The sequence below is a fragment of the Thermoleptolyngbya sp. M55_K2018_002 genome, from assembly GCF_015295965.1.
Taxonomy (GTDB): domain Bacteria; phylum Cyanobacteriota; class Cyanobacteriia; order Elainellales; family Elainellaceae; genus Thermoleptolyngbya; species Thermoleptolyngbya sichuanensis.
In genome coordinates this window covers 32,363-50,844 of record NZ_DVEA01000204.1, presented here as the reverse complement: position 1 = coordinate 50,844, position 18,482 = coordinate 32,363, and the positions used below count along the sequence as shown (strand labels likewise).

Annotated in this window: 20 protein-coding genes and 1 pseudogene; 14 read left to right on the top strand and 7 right to left on the bottom strand. The window is 56.8% G+C overall.

Annotation, left to right across the window (positions count from 1 at the left end):
- The 3 genes from IGS51_RS10065 to IGS51_RS10055 form a co-directional block, all read left to right on the top strand.
- Positions 1-195 (top strand): hypothetical protein (locus tag IGS51_RS10065; RefSeq protein WP_297078278.1); only part of this gene is annotated, 195 nt, incomplete at its 5' end.
- 186 nt (positions 196-381) lie between these two features.
- A complete protein-coding gene (locus IGS51_RS10060) occupies positions 382-915 on the top strand; it encodes a DUF4330 domain-containing protein (protein ID WP_172354959.1) in 534 nt (177 codons plus the stop codon).
- Between the two features lie 257 nt (positions 916-1,172).
- Positions 1,173-2,117, top strand: a complete 945-nt coding sequence (locus tag IGS51_RS10055; protein WP_297078277.1) for a glycosyltransferase — start codon at positions 1,173-1,175, stop codon at positions 2,115-2,117.
- A gap of 50 nt (positions 2,118-2,167) precedes the next feature.
- Here the strand turns inward: IGS51_RS10055 and IGS51_RS10050 are convergent, their stop codons facing one another.
- Genes IGS51_RS10050 through IGS51_RS10040 form a run of 3 tightly spaced genes read right to left on the bottom strand, consistent with a single transcriptional unit; the run spans position 2,168 to position 4,021 of the window.
- Positions 2,168-2,569 carry a biopolymer transporter ExbD gene (locus tag IGS51_RS10050; RefSeq protein ID WP_297078276.1) on the bottom strand — a complete coding sequence of 134 codons (402 nt, stop codon included), beginning with the start codon at positions 2,567-2,569 and terminating at the stop codon, positions 2,168-2,170.
- Positions 2,553-3,203, bottom strand: coding sequence for a MotA/TolQ/ExbB proton channel family protein (locus tag IGS51_RS10045; protein WP_297078275.1), 651 nt, complete (start codon positions 3,201-3,203; stop codon positions 2,553-2,555). Before IGS51_RS10045 ends, IGS51_RS10050 begins: the two co-directional genes overlap by 17 nt.
- Before the next feature lie 23 nt (positions 3,204-3,226).
- Positions 3,227-4,021: a DUF2993 domain-containing protein gene (locus IGS51_RS10040; RefSeq protein WP_367279305.1), complete on the bottom strand. Its 795-nt coding sequence runs from the start codon at positions 4,019-4,021 to the stop codon at positions 3,227-3,229.
- A 484-nt stretch (positions 4,022-4,505) separates the two neighbouring features.
- On the opposite strand from IGS51_RS10040, the gene IGS51_RS10035 reads away from it, so the two are divergent.
- The 6 genes from IGS51_RS10035 (at position 4,506) to IGS51_RS10010 (ending at position 10,219) form a co-directional block, all read left to right on the top strand.
- Positions 4,506-5,423: an NAD(+) kinase gene (locus IGS51_RS10035; protein WP_297078279.1), complete on the top strand. Its 918-nt coding sequence runs from the start codon at positions 4,506-4,508 to the stop codon at positions 5,421-5,423.
- Positions 5,424-5,462: 39 nt separating this feature from the next.
- Positions 5,463-5,813 (top strand): DUF565 domain-containing protein, encoded by a 351-nt coding sequence (locus IGS51_RS10030; protein WP_297078273.1) that lies wholly within the window; start codon positions 5,463-5,465, stop codon positions 5,811-5,813.
- 1 nt (position 5,814) lies between these two features.
- Positions 5,815-6,993 carry a glycerate kinase gene (locus IGS51_RS10025; RefSeq protein ID WP_297078272.1) on the top strand — a complete coding sequence of 393 codons (1,179 nt, stop codon included), beginning with the start codon at positions 5,815-5,817 and terminating at the stop codon, positions 6,991-6,993.
- A gap of 92 nt (positions 6,994-7,085) precedes the next feature.
- Entirely contained in the window at positions 7,086-8,498 is a 1,413-nt protein-coding gene (secD, locus tag IGS51_RS10020; protein ID WP_172354971.1) for a protein translocase subunit SecD, read from the top strand.
- 76 nt (positions 8,499-8,574) lie between these two features.
- Positions 8,575-9,561, top strand: coding sequence for a protein translocase subunit SecF (gene secF, locus IGS51_RS10015; RefSeq protein WP_297078271.1), 987 nt, complete (start codon positions 8,575-8,577; stop codon positions 9,559-9,561).
- Between the two features lie 148 nt (positions 9,562-9,709).
- Positions 9,710-10,219, top strand: a complete 510-nt coding sequence (locus tag IGS51_RS10010) for a hypothetical protein (RefSeq protein WP_297078270.1) — start codon at positions 9,710-9,712, stop codon at positions 10,217-10,219.
- Here IGS51_RS10010 and IGS51_RS10005 read toward each other — a convergent pair.
- Positions 10,160-10,375 (bottom strand): hypothetical protein, encoded by a 216-nt coding sequence (locus tag IGS51_RS10005; protein WP_297078269.1) that lies wholly within the window; start codon positions 10,373-10,375, stop codon positions 10,160-10,162. The two genes, IGS51_RS10010 and IGS51_RS10005, sit on opposite strands and share 60 nt — an antisense overlap.
- A 60-nt stretch (positions 10,376-10,435) precedes the next feature.
- Here IGS51_RS10005 and IGS51_RS10000 point away from each other — a divergent pair, with 60 nt between their 5' ends.
- Complete coding sequence (locus IGS51_RS10000; protein ID WP_297078268.1) at positions 10,436-10,810, top strand: hypothetical protein; 375 nt, start codon at positions 10,436-10,438, stop codon at positions 10,808-10,810.
- A 223-nt stretch (positions 10,811-11,033) separates the two neighbouring features.
- Here IGS51_RS10000 and IGS51_RS09995 read toward each other — a convergent pair whose 3' ends face one another.
- Together IGS51_RS09995 and raiA are read right to left on the bottom strand one after the other, a co-directional pair.
- Complete coding sequence (locus IGS51_RS09995) at positions 11,034-12,479, bottom strand: sugar transferase (protein WP_297078267.1); 1,446 nt, start codon at positions 12,477-12,479, stop codon at positions 11,034-11,036.
- Between the two features lie 1,066 nt (positions 12,480-13,545).
- Positions 13,546-14,211 (bottom strand): ribosome-associated translation inhibitor RaiA, encoded by a 666-nt coding sequence (gene raiA / locus IGS51_RS09990; RefSeq protein WP_297078266.1) that lies wholly within the window; start codon positions 14,209-14,211, stop codon positions 13,546-13,548.
- A 164-nt stretch (positions 14,212-14,375) separates the two neighbouring features.
- Between raiA and lipB the strand changes: the two genes are divergently transcribed.
- Positions 14,376-15,077, top strand: a complete 702-nt coding sequence (lipB, locus tag IGS51_RS09985; protein ID WP_297078265.1) for a lipoyl(octanoyl) transferase LipB — start codon at positions 14,376-14,378, stop codon at positions 15,075-15,077.
- A 347-nt stretch (positions 15,078-15,424) separates the two neighbouring features.
- On the opposite strand, the gene IGS51_RS09980 is transcribed toward lipB, so the two are convergent.
- Positions 15,425-15,580 (bottom strand): hypothetical protein, encoded by a 156-nt coding sequence (locus IGS51_RS09980; RefSeq protein WP_297078264.1) that lies wholly within the window; start codon positions 15,578-15,580, stop codon positions 15,425-15,427.
- An 87-nt stretch (positions 15,581-15,667) separates the two neighbouring features.
- On the opposite strand from IGS51_RS09980, the gene IGS51_RS09975 reads away from it, so the two are divergent.
- The 3 genes and pseudogenes from IGS51_RS09975 (at position 15,668) to IGS51_RS09965 (ending at position 18,179) form a co-directional block, all read left to right on the top strand.
- Positions 15,668-16,081, top strand: coding sequence for a hypothetical protein (locus IGS51_RS09975; protein WP_297078263.1), 414 nt, complete (start codon positions 15,668-15,670; stop codon positions 16,079-16,081).
- 9 nt (positions 16,082-16,090) lie between these two features.
- A pseudogene (locus IGS51_RS09970) lies at positions 16,091-16,222 on the top strand (IS1 family transposase); the annotation flags it as partial.
- A gap of 514 nt (positions 16,223-16,736) precedes the next feature.
- Positions 16,737-18,179 carry a GAF domain-containing protein gene (locus tag IGS51_RS09965; protein ID WP_297078262.1) on the top strand — a complete coding sequence of 481 codons (1,443 nt, stop codon included), beginning with the start codon at positions 16,737-16,739 and terminating at the stop codon, positions 18,177-18,179.
- The last annotated feature ends 303 nt before the right edge of the window (positions 18,180-18,482 follow it).

Genomic DNA, 18,482 nt, shown 5'->3' with positions numbered 1-18,482 from the left:
TTACAGCTTGATGGACGATTGTACTGGATGCGATCGCCCCCGTCAATTGTCCTGCGCCAGCAGCAGCAACGCTCAGTATGGCGGCTCAGTTGGTACTGGGCGAGTGGTGCTGGGCGAGATGTGTGCCTCCAGACCGTGCAGCATAAAGATGAGCAGATGCTCCCAACTGTCGAAATACAGGCAGAATACTTGTAGCGGGTTGATGCCCGCAAATCATCCAAAAAGGTCTTAAGTCCCTCCACTGCCCAAATATTTTCCCCCTCCAATGGACGGACTGCACCACCGTCATCCCGTCGTGCTACTCTTTCAGAGTCCGCTGCATTTGCAGTGGTGCAGGAATTTGGTTAAACCTGGTATCGCGTCGGCTAGAACGCTTCAGACATGGCTATTCTGGACTCAAAGGGACGGTTGTTTGGCAAGGTCAATATCCTCGATTTGGGCGCGGCGCTGGTGATGCTGCTGGTGGCGGTGGCAGTTTTTCTAGTGCCAGGAACTTCGGGTTCCTCGGTGGCGCAGCTTGGCGTACAGACCAAGCCCGTGCAGGTGGATACCATTGTGCGTGGGCTAACGGTCAGCGATCCGGCGGCGCTGGTGCAATCCTTGCAAGAGAGCAAAAAGGTCAATGTGATCATCCGAAACCAGCCCTATGGCGAACTGGACGTGGTGGGCGTAAAGCAGCTTCCCCGCTCGGTGGCGGTTCCCCAGCCCGATGGCACGGTGATTTCGCTGCCCGATCCGCGCCCAGAGTTGGACTTTACCCTAGACATGATGATTACTCTGGCAGGAGATGCCCAAATGACGGACGATGGCCCAGTGCTGGGCAACAACAAGGTGAAAGTGGGCACGCCGCTGGAACTGGAGGGACAAACCTTCCGATTCAATGCGCCTGTGGTCGGTGTGCGAATTCAGGAATAAGCGTCCTCCATGTGGGACAGGTCGCCTGGCGGCTGCGCTAAGCTCAGAGTGACGTGCTGGCGGCCGTGGGCTGCTGGGGCTGGTGTCCAATTCTTCTAGGTGGCGCTGCGAAGGAAATTGCTGGAAGCCTAGCAAAAGCTCGACTGGCAATCCAAAATCGCAAATTCAATTGCAAATCTAATTGCAAATCCAAAATCGGAGAATTGAGATTGCGCCGAGATTGCGTTGCCTGATTCAGAACTTGTCCGAGGGAAAGCGTGTTCTTTAGCGTTGTTATTCCGACTTACAACCGCAAGCCGATTCTGGAAAAATGCCTGCGATCGCTCGAACAGCAGGTCATTCTGCCCAATAGCCCCATCGAAGGCTATGAAGTCGTCGTCGTAGACGACGGCTCGACGGATGAAACCGTCGGCTGGCTCCGGGCAAACGCCGCAGCATTGCCACACGTCCGCCTGTTTCTGCAAGATCACCGGGGGCCGGCTGCGGCTCGTAATCTGGGCGTGGAAAAAGCAACAGGCGACACGATTATCTTTATCGACAGCGATCTGGTGGTGACGGAGGTCTTCTTGCAGGCCCACGCGGCGGCGCTGCTGGAAGGCACAAAGCGGGTGGGGAGCGATCGCCTCTTTACCTACGGCCGCGTGATCAACACCTGCAATTTCGACGACCCAACCGCTGAACCGTTCAAGGTGACGGATTTTTCGGCGGCCTACTTTGCCACTGGAAACGTGGCGATCGCCCGTCACTGGCTAGAGCAAGCGGGGCTGTTTGACACGCGCTTTCAGCTCTACGGCTGGGAAGACCTGGAACTGGGCGTTCGCCTGAAAAACCTGGGTCTGACCCTCGTGAAATGTCCGGCGGCCGTCGGCTATCACTGGCATCCGCCCTTCGCCCTCAGCCAAATTCCCAACCTAATTGACAAAGAAATTCAGCGCGGCCGGATGGGCGTGTTGTTCTACCAAAAGCACCCCACCTGGGACGTGCGCCTGATGATCCAGATGACCTGGCTGCACCGCGTCCTGTGGGGCGTGCTGTCTCTCGGCGGCCGGCTCAACGAGCGCACCCTCGCGCCCCTGCTGCAATGGCTAATCGATCGGGGCAAACCGCAGCTTGCGCTCGAAATCGCCCGCGTCTTTCTCAACTGGTACAACGTCCAGGGCGTTTACGCCGCCTACGATGAGTTCCTCGCCTCCAAAGCCTGAAATCCAAAATCCCAAAATCCAAAATCCCAAAATCCCAAAATCCAAAATTGCTAGGGTCGTTCCGTGGCGATCGCCAACCGCACATTCGGAATCGCCCGCAGCCGATCCATCACCGCCACCACCTGACCGTGGGGCACAGCCTTGTCAGCATTAATCACCACCAGCGGCGAATTGCCCCCGTCCGTTCGCTGGCGCACCGCCGCATCCAGCGCGTCTAGCGTCATCGGCTGGCGATTGAGCGACAGGTTGCCGCTAGCGTCTATGGTGACAACGGTTTGCTCCTGGGGTTGGAGATCTGCCGTCGCCGCCCCTGGCAGGTTCACAGGCAACCCCTCGGAGCGCGTCAGAAACAGCGTAGATAGGACAAAGAAGGTGAGAATCGCAAAAATCACGTCGATCATCGGCACGATGTTGATCGACGGCGGCGGATCTGGCTCACTGGGTAGACGCATAGGGGGGACTCCGATATTCCTGACGGCGGCGGTGCAGCAGTTCCAACTGGCCGCCGTATTCCTGAATCAGCGCCACCTGCCGCTGATATAGGCCGCGAAACGTGTTGGCAAACAGCAGCGTGATAATCGCCACAATCAGCCCAGCGGCGGTGGAGATGAGCGCCTCGCTGATGCCCGCCGTCACCCCTGCGGTCTGCGTACCGCCGAGGTCGCCCAGCCGCAGCGAGCTAAAGGACTGGATCAACCCCAGAATCGTGCCCAACAGCCCCAGCAGCGGCGCAACGCTGATCACCGTGTCGAAAACCGTGTTGAACCGTCGTAGCAAGGGTAGCTCTGCCTGGGCCGCGCTCTCTAGCGCCAGCCGAAACTCGTCCGGCGTGGCCTGCTCTAGCTCCAGCGCCGCCAGGAAAATGCGGGCCATGGGCAGGTTGGCGTGCTGCTCTAGCTTTTGAAACGCGGCGCGGGGGCTGCGGCGATAGAGAGCCAGCGTGTCCTGGATGACGCGATCTTGCTGGCGGGTCAACTGCCACCAGAACACCAGTCGCTCTAGCACTAGCGCCATCGCCAAGATCGATAGCCCCAGCAGCGGCACCATCACCAGGCCGCCCGTGGCAAGTAGGTTAGGAATTGACATGAAACGGGGCAAAAAAGGCGACTTTACCGAGAGCCGGGAAAGTGATCTATTTGAGCATACCCGGTAAACACCAGTTTTTTGCCGTGGGTTTCCAGACGATTGATCCGCACCATCACGCCGTCCAGATCAAACCGATCTAGATCCACCATGCCGTCTAGCACCTCAGCAAAGGCGAGGCTGACGATTTTAGAGAGCGATCGCCCTTCGTCTGGCACGCCCTCTGGATCAAACTCTGCATTCTGAAAGCGGATCTGTCGGCGCTTTTCAACGGCGATCATAGACCGCAGGCTAATCGGCAGATCCTTTCGGTTTGGCAAATCCACCTTTGCCCCAATATGCACCTGGTTTTCGGGCATCAGGGTAATGTGGACATCCCGAAAAGATACGGGTTCGCCGCCCGATAGATTCGTCAGCGCCTCCATCTCGACATTCACCAAATGCTGGCGCACCAAATCAGCGCCAAAAGCCTTGTTAATCCCCTCTTCTGTGAGGATTACCTGCGCCACAGCCTGCGTAGGCTGCTTGAGGCGGAGTTGCCCGCTTAGCGCCGAGGCCGGGTCAATCGACACTGCATCCGTGGTAAACGACATTTCTTCGACGTGGAAATCGCGCCGAATCACCAGGTTACGGCCCTGCATCTTGAAGCTGTCGATGCTGCCCTGCAACAGCTTGCTGGAGGGAAAGCAGCGGATCTGCACGTCGATGGCTTCGCTGCTCGTGAACAGGTGGCGGATGGACTGGTTTGCAACCGCATTCAGCACCTGCTCACCCATGTCAGTATTGAGTGGGCGTGTGAAACCAGTAAAACCGCCAAACATAGGCTTTGTTGAAAGGGTATCCAGCAGTAGAGGAGTGGGAGGCATCCGCAGCGGATCGTTCAATTCTTGTAACGAATTTGTAACGAAACCACCTCACTTGTAACAAGTATTCACAAAAGTCGCAACTCAAAGCAGAATTGGGGAGATTGGAGAATCCGCAGGGGGTCATTAGCTGGGATTATCAGTCTGTATTGGGGGCGATCGCCCCATCCCCTACCAACTCTTGAGCAGCAGCGTGCAAACTTCTACGGTTGGACATAATCTAAATAGTAAGGGAATGATGGGTCAGCCTGGAGCGCAGCTCTGTCCCGGCTAGCTCTCTTTTGGTCGCTCTTGGCCGCTCTTGCAGAGGCGTGTTGCCTGAGTTCAAGCTGCATCGCTGCTGCGGAGCCAGTCTGGAGGGCGATCGCCAAATTCGCCGACTCGACCCTTGTGCGACCCTTTCCCTCGACGACTGCCCAACCACCAGAACCGGACGCTGAGTGTGCCCAAAATCGGGATTATCTACAACGACATCAAACCTGTGGCCTGCCGCATTGCGGAAGAACTGAACGAGAAAATTGCAGGCTATGGCTGGGAGGTATACCTGGCAACCGGAATGGGCGGCATCCTGGGATATTCCAAGCCGAACCGGCCCATGTGTCATACGCCGATCGCCAGTCTTGCCCCCACCGGGTTTGACGAAGACATGGCGCTGGCGGTGGTGCTGGGCGGAGATGGAACCGTGCTGGCGGCGTTTCGGCAGGTCGCCCCCCACGGCATTCCGCTGCTGGCCATCAACACGGGGCACATGGGCTTCTTGACCGAAACCTATTTGAACCAGCTTCCTCAGGCAATTGAGGCGATTTTGGCGCAGGATTACGATATCGAAGAGCGCCTGATGCTGACGGTTCAGTTGTTTCAAAAGGACGTGCTGGCCTGGGAGGCGCTCTGCCTGAACGAGATGGTGCTGCATCGGGAGCCGTTGACCAGCATGTGCCACTTCGAGGTGGAAGTGGGCCGCCATGCGCCCGTCGATATCGCCGCCGACGGCATTATTCTCTCTACCCCCACGGGGTCCACGGCCTACGCGCTGTCAGCAGGTGGCCCGGTGATCACGCCCGACGTAGCCGTGATGCAGTTGGTGCCGATCTGCCCGCACTCGCTGGCCTCTCGCGCCCTGGTTTTTTCTGCCACAGAACCCGTTACAATCTACGCAGCCAACCCCGATCGCCTGGTGATGGTCGTGGACGGCAACGCAGGCTGCTACGTCTGTCCCGAAGATCGGGTGCGCGTGCAGCGATCGCCCTATCCTGCCAAGTTTGTGCGGCTAAAGCCACCGGAATTTTTCCACGTCCTCCGCGAGAAGCTGGGCTGGGGCCTGCCCCACGTCGCCAAACCCACCTCCGTCGAACTGCCTTAACCCCCACGCTGAACCTCTTAGACCTTGTAGATCCCTCAAATGCAGGACACCCGCCTGACTCGCCTCCTCAACGGTACGCTGGGCCAGTTTGACCAATGGTTGCTCAACCCCTGGCGGCGGATTTCGCTGGTGGTGATGAGTTTGCTGCTGGGAAATTTTCTGGCGGGGGCCGTGGCCACCACAGCCGGGGCAACTTCGGAATGGGACATTTTGGTATCAGCCCTGATGGTGGCAATCACAGAGGCGATTAGCCGCTTTGTATACTGGCAGCGGCGATCGCAGCTTGTCAACGGCCGTCCGCGCCCGTCCATCGTGTCAGAAATGCTAAACGCCATGAAAATGGGGCTAACCTACGGACTGTTTTTGGAAGCCTTCAAGCTGGGAAGCTGAGGTGCAGCAAAAGTTCGGCAAGCGGTTCGGCAAGCGGTTCGGCAAGACGCATCGTGGCAACTTACAGCAACTTGTGGCAACTCAAAACGCTCCACTCCAGACCCTCCTGGCGAAACTCGCTGACGAACCGTTTTCTGGGCAGGGTTCCGATTCGTCCGCAGCCGTTTCGTTAGCAGTTTCGCTGCTGAGGGCAGATTGGCTGGCACGGGGCTGGCGACCTGAGCAGTTTGGGCTTGCCGAGGCCCAGCTAGACGACTGGATGATCGCCCAAGCCGAACACTTTCGACAGGCGTATCGGGCGATCGCCCCCCTGTGCCAGGATGAACTCGGCTGGGACGCAGTGCCCCTAGATCTGCTGTGGGGTCTGTGGTTGCCGCTGGCAGAATGGCTCAAGCAGCGCTGGCGATTGCTCTCTCGCCCTCTGATTCAGGGCATCCTGGGCGGCCAGGGCACGGGCAAATCGACCCTGGCGCGGCTGCTACGCGGCATTTTGGCGGCGGACGGGCTGCGGGTTGTTTGTTTATCGATTGATGACTTGTACAAAACCTGGGGCGATCGCCAGCAGTTGCAGCAGGCCGATCCGCGATTGCGCTGGCGCGGCCCCCCCGGCACTCACGATGTAAATCTGGGAATTCAGACGCTCCAAGCCCTGCGACAGGGCAAAAGTCCCGTGCTGCTGCCCCGGTTCGACAAATCGCTGCACCAGGGCCAGGGCGATCGCATTCCGCCAGAGCCAGTGTCCGGCGCAGACATTGTGCTATTTGAAGGCTGGTTTGTCGGGCTGCGCCCCATCGACTCAGCCGCCTTCGACGACGCGCCGCCGCCCATTCTCACCGCCGCCGACCGAGCCTTTGCCCGCGACTGCAATACTCGTTTGGCAGACTATCTGCCCCTGTGGAGCCTGCTGGATGGGCTGATCGTGCTGCGCCCCGATGATTATCGCCTCAGCCAGCAGTGGCGAAAGCAAGCCGAACACCGCATGACCGCCGCTGGCCGCCCCGGCATGAGCGATGCCGAAATCGACCAGTTTGTGGAATATTTCTGGCGATCGCTCCATCCCGCGCTGTTTTACCCGCCGCTGCTGCGGGATTCTGAGCAAGTGGATTGGGTGGTGGAGGTGCGCGCAGATCGGCAAGTGGATCGCGTTTGGAAGGGCAGAGGGAATGACAGGACAGCATGATCCTCGATTTTCACAGTTCCACCCTAAGGCGCTAACGCCCCAACACTCCCCAAATCCGGCTATCATAGCGATTGTCGTATGAGCTACAAAGCATGGGCAGACAGCGTTCTCTCCTGGCGTTGATTTTACTGTTGGCGATCGCCGCGGCGGTTTTGCTGACCCAGCGACCACTGAATTTGGGTCTGGATTTGCGGGGCGGGTCACAGTTGACGCTCCAGGTCAGCCCGACGGCAGAAGTCCCCGAAATCACACCAGAGAAGATGGAGAGCGTGCGGGCGGTGGTGGAGCGCCGGGTCAACGGGCTGGGCGTATCGGAGGCGCTGGTGCAGACCGTGGGCGACACGCAGCTTTTGGTTCAGCTTCCGGGCGTGAGCGATCCGGCCCAGGCAGAGCGAGTGTTGGGCGACACGGCCCAGCTCGATTTTCGCCAACAGCGCCAGGGCACAGAGGCCCAGCTTCGGGCAGAATATCAGGTGCTGCAAGGCTTGCTCGTGCAGCAGGCGAATCTAGAAATTAACAACGCAGACCCGGCAGAATTGGCCGAAAACCGAGCCGCCATCGAGCGCAGCAACCAGGCGATCGCCAGCTTGTTCGACAAAGTAGGGCTGACAGGCGACATGCTACGAAATGCCTACGCCCAGCCCATCAGCGGCAACGCCTGGGAAGTGGGGCTGGAATTTAACGAGGAGGGCGGCCAGAAATTTGCTGAAATGACCAAAGCCGTAGCGGGCACAGGCCGCAGCCTGGGCATTTTCCTAGATGACGATTTGCTCAGCGCTCCCACCGTAGACGTGAAATATGCCGAAACGGGCATCGTCGGCGGCCGTGCCAGCATCAGCGGCGGCTTTGACGCACAGCGGGCCGGGGAACTGGCGCTGCAACTGCGGAGTGGGGCGCTGCCTGTGCCGGTGGAAATTGTCGAAAACCGCACCGTCGGCGCAACCCTGGGCCGCGACAGCATTCAGCGGAGTATCTATGCGGCGATCGCCGGCCTCATTCTCGTCCTCATCTTCATGGTGGTGTATTACCGCCTGCCGGGTCTGCTAGCTGATATTGCTTTGGTCGTCTACGCGCTGCTGACCCTGGCGTTGTTCAACCTGCTCAACGTCACGCTCACGCTGCCGGGGATTGCCGGGTTTATCCTCAGCATCGGCATGGCGGTGGATGCCAACGTGCTGATCTTCGAGCGCACCCGCGAAGAATTGCGGTCTGGCAAAACCCTCTACCGCTCCGTAGAATCTGGCTTCTATCGCGCTTTTTCCAGCATTTTGGACAGCAACGTCACCACGCTGATTGCCTGTGCTGCCCTGTTCTGGCTGGGGGTGGGCCTGGTCAAAGGCTTCGCCCTAACGCTGGCAATTGGCGTGGTCGTCAGCATGTTTACCGCGCTGACCTGTACCCGCACGCTGCTGCTCACTGCGCTGTCGGTTCCCAGCCTGCGGAAGCCCAGCTACTTTAGCCCCGGCGTTTCCAATTCCCCCTCGGCTCGTCCCTCTTCGACCTGAGAAGGTTTGAACATCTCTCGAAACAAGGCTCCGCTCTGCCGTTCATTTCTGCCGCACGTCTGGCAAAGGCAACTCCATGAAACTGCACGTCATCAAACAGCGCAACCTCTGGTGGGCGATCTCCGCCGCCTTCATCCTCAGTGGACTGGCAGCGATGTTGATCTCCTGGCAAAACTTTGGTGCGCCGCTGCGGCCTAGCCTCGACTTTGTGGGCGGCTCCCGGCTCCAGCTAGAGCTGGCCTGCGCCCGCGAGAAAACCTGTGAGCAGCCCATCGATCCAGCAACGGTGCGGTCTGTTCTGGCAGAACAGGGACTAGCAAACAGCAGCATCCAGGTATTAGGAACCGAGCAAGATGCCCTGCTGATTCGCACTTCGACGCTGAATGTGGAACAGCGAACCGAACTCCTGCAAGCCCTGGAGGCTAAGCTGGGCAAATTTGACCCTGCTGCAACCCAGATTGACACCGTAGGACCCACGCTCGGTCGGCAGATTTTCACATCGGGGCTGCTGGCGCTGCTGGCGGCCTTTGCGGGCATTATGGTCTACCTCAGCCTGCGGTTCCAGTTTGACTATGCTCTGTTTGCGATTGTGGCACTGCTGCACGATGTGCTGGTGACGCTGGGGCTGTTTTCGATTCTGGGGCTGGTGGCAGGGCTGGAGGTGGATAGCCTGTTTATTGTGGCGCTGCTGACGATTGTGGGCTTTTCGGTGAATGATACGGTGGTAATTTACGATCGCATCCGGGAGCGCATCAAGGAAAGCCCGGGTCGCCACATCAACGACATCGTGGACGAAGCGGTAAACCAAACCCTGACCCGCTCCATCAACACGACATTGACCACAATCTTAAGCCTGGTGGCGATCTTCCTGTTTGGTGGAGAAACGCTGAAATACTTTGCCCTGGCGCTGATTGTGGGATTCGTAGCAGGTGCTTATTCCAGTATTTTTATCGCCAGCACGCTGCTGGCCTTTTGGCGAGAGCGGACGGGACGGGCGATCGCCCAGCCAGAACCCGTTGCCGACGGCCCGCTAGACATTACTCCCAGCCCAGAAGATGCCTGACCACCCAGTCCCTCTAGACAGCGCCGACGCAGTTTTACGACGCAGTTTTACTTAGATATGGCTTTGAAATGGCTTTTTTAGAAATGGCTTTTTGGAAATGGCTTTTTTGATGTAGCTTCTCAGACGTGGCTTCTCAGACGTGGCTTCTATGTGGCCCAAACCGATTTGGAAAAAACCTGCGGCCCAGCCAGACCCCTTTCCCACGGATTCAGACTTTCAGGCTGAAGTGGAGCGGCTGCATCAGCACTGGATGAACATGCGCTGGCGGTGGCTGAGGCTGTTGTGGCTAGCGGTCGTGCCGCTCTCCCTGTGGCACCTGCGCGATGAAATTGCGCTCTGGCGACAATATTTTACCTGGACTGCCGTGCGCTACGGGCTGATCTACCATCCCTTGGCCGCCACAGGGCTGATTCTCTGCGCTAGCCTCACGGTTTCAACCCTGCTGTGGCAAAGCTGTACGCTCCTGTTTGGCATTCCCACCGACTACCGCCGTCGTCTGAGTGAGTGCGTTCTAGAAATTCGCCAGCGGGGACCAAGGCATCCCCTGTGGCGTAGGGTGTGTCAGTCGTTTCAAGCCGGGCCCTCAGCAACCAAGCCACTAGCGCAACACCCCCCACACGATCAGCCACACCCCCAGCGCCGCAAACGCGCTCCCTAAAACCATATCCTGCCAAAAGGTTCGGCTGCGCCGCCCCGATGTCTGCACTTCATTCCACGCTTGCAGCAGCAGCAGCCCGCCCACAAATACCAGCACAATGCCCGTGGCTCGCATGGTTGCTTTGGAAATCGGATCATTGGATATCAGCAGTCTCATGCTTCAACACTCCAAAGCTCCAACGGCTCTGGCCCTCCAACCCTCCAACATGCCCCAACCGTGACTCAACGGCGATCGCTCTCCTATCTTCTGGCAGTGCTGCTAGGCATTGTACTCGCAGTGCTGCTGTTCACGCCGCTGCGATTTGCGGCCCTCAGTTGGGTGGGCATTCCGGTTTCGATTCGCTCGGTGCAGCGGATGCCGTTTGTGTTTAGCGTGCCCGTCCGAGTGTCGGGCGTGGTGGGCGATCGCGCTCCGCTTGTAGATGCGCTGCTGTATGAACTGCAAGACAACACAGGCAGCATCTGGGTTCTCTCGCCAGACTCAACGGTGCAATCCGGAGAGCGGCGAACCGTGCAGGGCCGACTGATGTTTGAGAGCATTGTGATCGACGGAGACGAACAGGGTGAGGTTTATTTACTCAGTAGTGAATAAACGATTAAGCGCCGCAGAAGAATCATAATCTCAGGAGAGCCGTTATAAGAAGAAATAAGAAGAAGCGAGAGAGCATTGTGCCCTCCCGCTTAAGTTGTATAGACGCGATTTATAGACGCGATGTGCAACTTTCAATCTGCCCTCATCCCCCAACCCCTTCTCTCAGGTGGGGAGAAGGGGAGCAAGAGAGGCTCAAAGTCCCTCTGCCGCTCTAGGAGAGGGCTTAATAAGCGCCGCTCTTGCCAATCACCACCTGAACCGTCTTCAGCAGAATCTTTAAGTCAAGCCAGAGCGACCAGTTGGTGATGTAGATCAGATCAAGCTGCACGGCCTTCTCGAAATCGGTAATATCCGAACGCCCCGAAACCTGCCACAGTCCCGTAATGCCAGGCAGCACCTCTTGCCGAATGAAGTGGCGCTCTTGAAAGCGCTCAACATCTCGCACAGGCAGAGGGCGCGGCCCCACGAAGCTCATCTCACCCACCAGCACATTGAACAGTTGCGGTAGCTCATCCAGGCTGTAGCGACGCAGGAACTTGCCGATTCGCGTAATCCGGGGGTCGTCCTTCATCTTGAACAGCACGCCGTCCTTCATCTCGTTCTGCGCCTCTAGCACGGCCTGAAGCTGAGCCGCATTCTGTACCATTGTGCGGAACTTCCAGACCTTGAACTTATTGCCATGTAGACCAACGCGGGTTTGCCGGAAGAAGATGGGCCCCGGAGAATCCATCCGAATCAGCAGGGCGATCGCAACGTATAGCGGAGAAAACACCAGAATGGCGATCGCCGCGCCCCAGAAATCAAAGAACCGCTTGACCCAAAAATCACTGCCGACCAGAACTGGCGCTTCCAGTGTCAGCGTCGGCAACTCACCCATCATCCGAAACTGCGACTTGGGAAACGAAGAGGCAATTTCACCCGGCAAGATACGAAGCGTAATGCCCGCCGTTTGAAAATGCCAGCAAAGGTGGAGTCGGTTTTGAATCGAAGTCCAAGAAACAAACAGCTCCGCGATGCCAAGTTCTCGGACTCGTCGGATCGTTTCATCTCGATTGCGTCGGTCGAGGGCGCGGGCACTTGCCACCCCCATCAGTCGATAACGATTTTCTTTTTCTATCAATTGAATATTTCGCTGCTGCTCATCATCATCACAGATTAAAAATACCGGATAGCAGGCTGCACCACGCTTACGAACGATCTCAGTGCCCCGGTCAATCAAGAACCGACCACTGCATACAAATGCCACACTCAGAAACCAGGAAATTAGAAACGTCGAGCGCGAGACATACCGATCTGGCTCGTAGAGGAAGGCAATCAGCAGCAGCAATCCTTCCGCCAGCGAAAGCGCTTTGACAACTCCCAGATAGTCTCGACGGGGCAGCCCCGAACCGTATAGCCCTCGCGAAATCATGACTCCCAGCTTGACCGCCAGAATGAGCGGTAAGAAGGAGTAGCGGCCTAAACTGCTCCAAGGGGAGTCCAACTCGGTTCCTAGAGAAACCGCCAGCCCCCAAGCCAGTAAAATCGCAGCGCCATCCGACACGAGCAAACTGAGCATCCGCACCCAGCCAATTGCCACACCTCTGCGGAGTTGAGTAAAGGCGGGCGATCGCAAGTCGGATAGGGTTCTAGATGCCGAACCGAGCGAGAGGGATTTTATGGAAACCATCTCTTTTGAATCTCCAGCTAACACTCAAACGTAACCGAAACACATGCACCCAAGACCAGATGATCAGTCATGCACCTAAAACCGGGGGTTGAAACCAAGGTTGATCAGGCGACAAGCTTGAACTCTGATGCAAGAGAAACTCTGCCGACGAACCAACAACCGAATCAGCGGAACAGAACTAAACTCCAGTCAAAATACGTTTCACCCCCCCTTCAACGCCCCCTAAAGCGGCTTATTGCCTGAAATGAGCTAGACACTTAATTGCCCTCAAAGAGACTGACAAACCAGAAACACCTCAGAAATCACCTGCGCCTGCGTCAGTGAAACCACTCACCTCAACATCAGGCAGTAAATAAATTTACTTCTTAAAGTTTTCAAGATCCCACTGCGTATACGTACAACTTAAACCGTGTAACTACGGACAGAAAGGGGCATCCGGTCAGTCCACTAAATCTTTATCATTCCTGACCCGTGTATGAATTTACTTTGTAGAGCGTAGATTAGCTGAATCGCCAAAGGGTCTGATACTTTTACCCCCAGGTCTTTACGGAAAATTCACGGTGCTTTCATGGAGGCATCATGAAGTGCTTCTATACACTCAGGCTGGCTATGTATACGTATCCGCTTTCCAAAGACGTGAAATCAAAGAATCAAAATGAAATCTAATGTGGAAGCTTTGTGCTTGATGTATTAAATTGACCCTCTCATGCCCCAAGCGGCATTAGCCCTCCCCAAGGGCGCTATGAATGGAATCGCCAAAAGCCCCACAGATGCTTGACTGACCATTCAAAATCGCAGAACCCGAATCGACACGACCCCGTATTGTGTTTTCAGGAGCTTGGTGGGGTTAGGGCTGGTGGCTTCAGGGGCGTAAGTTTTGCTAAAACCCAAAACGGGAGCCAAGCGAAACTGCTGGACTCCCGTTTTTCCTGTTAAGAGCGATCAGAGCGATCAGTTAAGAGCGGTTAGTCACGTTTAAGTCGCTGCGTAAGCCGCTGCATGAGCCGCTGTAACTGATTGATGTAGCTGACTTAAACGAGTGGCATGAACCAACGCGCCCTGCGGTCTAGGTTCCTTTATGAACCGAAGCAGAAGTCGAAGGCGTGTAGGCTTTGGTGCCATTTTGAGCCGCTTTGCCATTGCCATTTTCGGCAGGGTGGTGGCCATTGGTGCGGCGCGGCTGAATCACGCCATAGCCGCCGTGATTGCGCTCGTAAATCACGTTGATTTCGCCCGTCTCGGCGTTAAGAAACATATAAAAATCGTGATCTACCAGTTCAAGCTGTTCTAGCGCCTGCTCGATGGTCATCGGCGGCATGGCAAAATACTTGCTTCGCACCACCTCCGAGGGCAGTTCGGGTTCGCGGTTGGCGAGCAAGTCGGCATCAACGGGTTGATAGGGCAACACCTCCGCCGTGCGGATGGGTGTGTGTGTTTTCCGCTTTTCTTTGAACTTGCGGAGCTGGCGGCTAATCTTGTCCGCCACGAGGTCGATGCTGGCGTAGAGGTTTTCGCTGCTTTCTTCTGCGCGGACAACAGCGCCGTTTGCGTAGATCGTCACCTCAGCCGTTTGTCGAGGGTTAATCCGGGGGTTGCGAGCCACCGACAAACATACATCCACTTCGGTCGTCAGGTTTTGGAAATGACTCACTGCCTTTTCAACTTTCTGACGAACGTATTCATGGAGTGCATCGGTGATCTCAATGTTTTTGCCCTGGATGACAAGCTTCATAGAGCTTCCTCCCCTTAATGGTGGGTATTCAATTACCCTGTTGTAGTGGGTATATTTTCACCCTAGCACCTTGTATTCTAGACGACGGATTCGTTACATATTGCTTTGCAAGCTGTGATGATTCTTGATTTGTTGGCGGGTGCAGACGGTCGCTTTTGGGCGGGATGAGTCCTTTGGTAGAGCAACGGGTAAATCAATCATCCAGCCGGATTTGCTGGTTTTGGGAAGCGGGACTTGTGCCTTACAAAACAGCCTGGGAATGGCAGCGATCGCACTTAAATCGCCTGATCCAGCAGCCTGATTCTCCAGACCTGCTGATCTTGCTGGAGCATCCACCCGTCTACACGCTGGGGCAGGGGGCAACGCTGGACTTTGTGAAGTTTGATCTTGAGCGGACGGATGCAGAGATTCACCGGGTCGAGCGCGGCGGCGAGGTGACGTATCACGGGCCGGGGCAACTGGTGGGCTACCCGATTCTGAACCTGCGGCGCTATCGGCAGGATTTGCACTGGTATTTGCGGCAGTTGGAGGAGGTGATGATCCGGGCGATCGCCCTGTTTGGGCTGGTGGGCGGCCGGATCGACGGGCTGACGGGCGTATGGGTGGGCGGGCGCAAGGTCGGTGCAATTGGCGTGAAGGTGAGCCGGTGGGTGACGATGCACGGCTTTTCGCTAAATGTTTGCCCGGAGATGGGCGGCTTTGGGGCGATCGTGCCCTGCGGCATCGGCGATCGCCCGGTGGGTTGCCTAGCCGACTGGATTCCAGAGATTACCGTGGCGGAGGTGCAAGGGGCGATCGCCCAGTCGTTTGCCGAGGTCTTTGAAGTGACGCTCCAGCCCTATTGCATAACCGTGAACGATCTGTAAATAAATTGGCAACTTTCCGGATTTTTTCGTATCTTCAAGAAACGGGGTGTTTCTCAAATTTCCGCAGCGTTGCTGAAGCCAAAATCTGGTTTAAGTGATAGCAGTTTTCGCTATCTCGCCGGATTCAAGAATCTGTTGATTCTGGTTGCTTCTAATCCTCAGGATCTGCTGAGTCCCAGTTCAATTAATTCACCTGGGCGATCGCCCTGTGCCAGTCTTCAGTCTGCAAACCCAATACTTCTGAAGTGCCCGCAGGCTCACATTGCCTGAGTTTCAGGACATTATGCAGGCATTTCACAGGCATTTCAGCATAAGGTCGGTTGGCCCAGGTTCGGAATCCCGACAGACTAAGTTAAACGCTGTTCCCAGTCGCGCTGTCCCTGCTGAAACGCTGTTCTCAGCTGCATAACCTGCTTGTGGGTTCCGGTTGTATAGCCCGGTCGAACAGAGCGCGATCGCGCTAGCTCATTGCACCCCAACTTCACCACCCGCCAAGCATACACAGACGCACACGCGCGCTAGTTCAGCCTGCGCTTCTTCGCCATCTCTCCTGTTCCACTCCTCCTCCCTCCTCCTCCCACACACCCTCCATGTTCCTCACCTCTCCTCACGACAACGCCGACCCGTCTCTAGCAGAACTGTTGGAGTTTAGTGCGCGTGCCCTCACCCGCAAGCGCGTGGCTCGTCGGCAGGCTGTGGGCACAACATCCGCCCTGCGGCTGCCCGATGGAGACGTGGCGCTGGCGAGGGTAGAGCCAGGAAGCAGGCTTGCACCCCTGCCTGAATTGCCGATCGTCCCGCCTGTTGAAACGCCAACGCTGGCTCCTCTGCGCGATCGCGACCTGAAGGCGCTAGAGGACTGGTTTTCGGTGAAAAATCTGGATGAAATCGAAGCGGACGTGCTGGCAAATCTGGCGCTGCTGTTGCCTGCCCCCTGCTGGGAAGATGACCCCTTCGGTGCAGATGCCACTGATGCCCTCGATTTTCTGGCAGAGTACCTGTAGCTCATCAGCCGCTTGAGGCATTATCTTGCTCCCCCGCATCGTAATTCCAAGTCCGTAGACAGGCTAAAGCACTCGATGCGTTTGCTACTTCACTCCCTCAGGTTCGGTAAGATGCCTATCCCACAACTGATTCATCCTTGAATTCAGCAACGCCCAAAATTTTGCTTGCGCCGATCAGGGGTATCCACCACAGTCATCCATCAAGCTGCAATTTGATTCCGATCGGTGCGGCTTACCTTTCTCCCCGAAAAATTTTGCCGGTTCGTCGTTTACGGCATTGGACGGCATTGGACGGCATTGGTAGGTGTTGTCCGCATCTACCGGCACCGTAGGTGACTAAACGACCAAAACTTCGGGGGAAACAAGCTGCTCGCACGACAGCTACGACGCAGTGTTATACACCGAGTCATACACCGAATACATTGAGAGCGGGCGATCGCCACCTTCTTTTTTTTGTTTAACGGCTGCTTGATCCGGGACGCAACCGCCTTTGGGTGAGGCGCGAGAGACGGTAGCCAGTGATACAGAGCCTCCGGGGCGATCGCAGGCTCAATGGTATAGAGAATTGCTAATGATATAGATAATTGATATAGAAAGAAGAGAAGCAGCCTGTTCAGGTCGTAACCCCCTTTTTTGGAGCGATTGCGAAACGTCGGTGTCCGAATCGTCTGCCAATTTTGTCGATGCAACGCGCCTGCTGATGGGCTTGCAGCAGGTCAGTTCGCTGGTGCAGCAGTTTGGGGACTGTCGAGAGCCAGAAGAAATGGTGCGCCGGGCCACAGACGGACTGGTAGATGCGTTTGACTGTGCGTTTGCCCGCATCTGGCTGATGGAACCGGACGGGCAGTTTTTGCGGCTGGTGGCTTCGTCGGGGTTATATACCCGGCTGGATGGTTCCTTCGCGCGAGTGCCGCTGGGGGCGTTTAAGGTGGGTAAAATCGCTCAAAATCGCATTCCGTTTTTGAGCAATAATCTCGCCAATGAAGCCTGGGTTAAGGATCGCGACTGGGCGATCGCCAACCAGATTACGGGCTTTGCAGGCTATCCGCTGGCGATTGGCGATCGCGTGATTGGCGTGCTGGCGGTCTTCAGCCATCGCCCACTGTCGCCAGAGTTTTTGGAGGTGCTGCAAAGCCTCTGCACCACGCTGGCCGTGATGATCAATGCGGGGCAGCGGCAGCGGCAGGAAGAAAGGGCGATCGCCGCTCTGCGTTCTGGCTCTCCCACGCCGCTGCTCTCGGAACAAATTGCCCAATGGCTGCCGCCGACGCGCCTCAGCTTGGTGGGAACAGAGCGGGTGCTGTCTCCGGCGATCGCCTGTCTGTTTTTGCGGCTGGCGGAGGTGCTGCACGGGCTGTCTTGCACCTACTGCCGCCTCAGCTACGAGCCGCACCAGGTCATTCTAGAAGCGATGATTGCGCCGCCCAGCTTTGCAGCCCATCGCCTGCAAGACTGGAGTGAAGAAGCGTTTGGCGAGTTTCCGCTGGCGGCGGCCTGTTTGCGGGGCACGCTGCAACTCTTGCCCAACCCATCGCAGAACGTGCTGCAAGTGGTGTTGCAACTGCCCGACGCAGGGGCAGCAGCAGGGCCCGCCGTGCGCATCGTTTGTACCCGTGCTATTGTGCAGCTTGCCCTGACGCAACTGGCTGTCCTGGCTGGACTCTCCGTCGTTCCATCTACAAGTCTGGCAGATGGCGCAGATCTGCCGCTCCTCACCGACGACCTAGCCGCCGCAGCCCAAGCCCGTTGGGTGCTGTGGCTGCAAACCCAGGCTCAGCCGTTGCCCACGCTGCCAGCCGCCGTTTTGGGACGGATTGACCTAGACATTACCCCAATGCAGTTGCGTCAGGCTGTTGAAACCGTGCTGCAAGACCGGCCCTGGCCGCCGACGCTGGCCGAAGAACTGAAGGGGCTATCGGAGCGAGAGCGCGAAATTTTGGGGCTGCTGGTGCAGGGATTGCGCGATCGCGACATTGCCGATCGGCTGATCCTCAGCGAAAGCACGATCAAGTTTCACCTCAACAACGTCCTGTCCAAGCTTCAGGTGCAGACTCGCTATCAGGCGATTTATCAGGCCACGCGCAATGGCTGGATTTAAAACCTTTGCGGAAGAGTGCAGCGATCTTCGCGCCAGCAACTCTACTGAAGCAAGACTGCCATTCGGCATAGAAAATTCTCGAAGATGAACATTCGATAAGTTTAATAAAACGAAGTATGGCTAATCGCAATGTTGCTGAGCCACAGTATCATCCAAATACGTAACGATAAAACAGGTATTAATTGGCCCTGCATTCAGTCCATGCAGGGAATCGGCTCCATCCATTGATTTTGCGTGGATGCAGCCCCGTCAAATCCTTCCATTACAAATAAGCCTGAGTCGTTTTACGTCAGGCGAATAGGT

Coding starts and splice junctions, on each gene's coding strand:
- IGS51_RS10060 (WP_172354959.1), top strand. CDS start 382: ATGGCTATTCTGGACTCAAAGGGACGGTTGTTTGGCAAGGTCAATATC.
- IGS51_RS10050 (WP_297078276.1), bottom strand. CDS start 2,569: ATGCGTCTACCCAGTGAGCCAGATCCGCCGCCGTCGATCAACATCGTG.
- IGS51_RS10045 (WP_297078275.1), bottom strand. CDS start 3,203: ATGTCAATTCCTAACCTACTTGCCACGGGCGGCCTGGTGATGGTGCCG.
- IGS51_RS10040 (WP_367279305.1), bottom strand. CDS start 4,021: ATGTTTGGCGGTTTTACTGGTTTCACACGCCCACTCAATACTGACATG.
- IGS51_RS10030 (WP_297078273.1), top strand. CDS start 5,463: ATGCAGGACACCCGCCTGACTCGCCTCCTCAACGGTACGCTGGGCCAG.
- secD (WP_172354971.1), top strand. CDS start 7,086: ATGGGCAGACAGCGTTCTCTCCTGGCGTTGATTTTACTGTTGGCGATC.
- secF (WP_297078271.1), top strand. CDS start 8,575: ATGAAACTGCACGTCATCAAACAGCGCAACCTCTGGTGGGCGATCTCC.
- IGS51_RS10010 (WP_297078270.1), top strand. CDS start 9,710: ATGTGGCCCAAACCGATTTGGAAAAAACCTGCGGCCCAGCCAGACCCC.
- IGS51_RS10005 (WP_297078269.1), bottom strand. CDS start 10,375: ATGAGACTGCTGATATCCAATGATCCGATTTCCAAAGCAACCATGCGA.
- IGS51_RS09995 (WP_297078267.1), bottom strand. CDS start 12,479: ATGGTTTCCATAAAATCCCTCTCGCTCGGTTCGGCATCTAGAACCCTA.
- raiA (WP_297078266.1), bottom strand. CDS start 14,211: ATGAAGCTTGTCATCCAGGGCAAAAACATTGAGATCACCGATGCACTC.
- lipB (WP_297078265.1), top strand. CDS start 14,376: ATGAGTCCTTTGGTAGAGCAACGGGTAAATCAATCATCCAGCCGGATT.
- IGS51_RS09975 (WP_297078263.1), top strand. CDS start 15,668: ATGTTCCTCACCTCTCCTCACGACAACGCCGACCCGTCTCTAGCAGAA.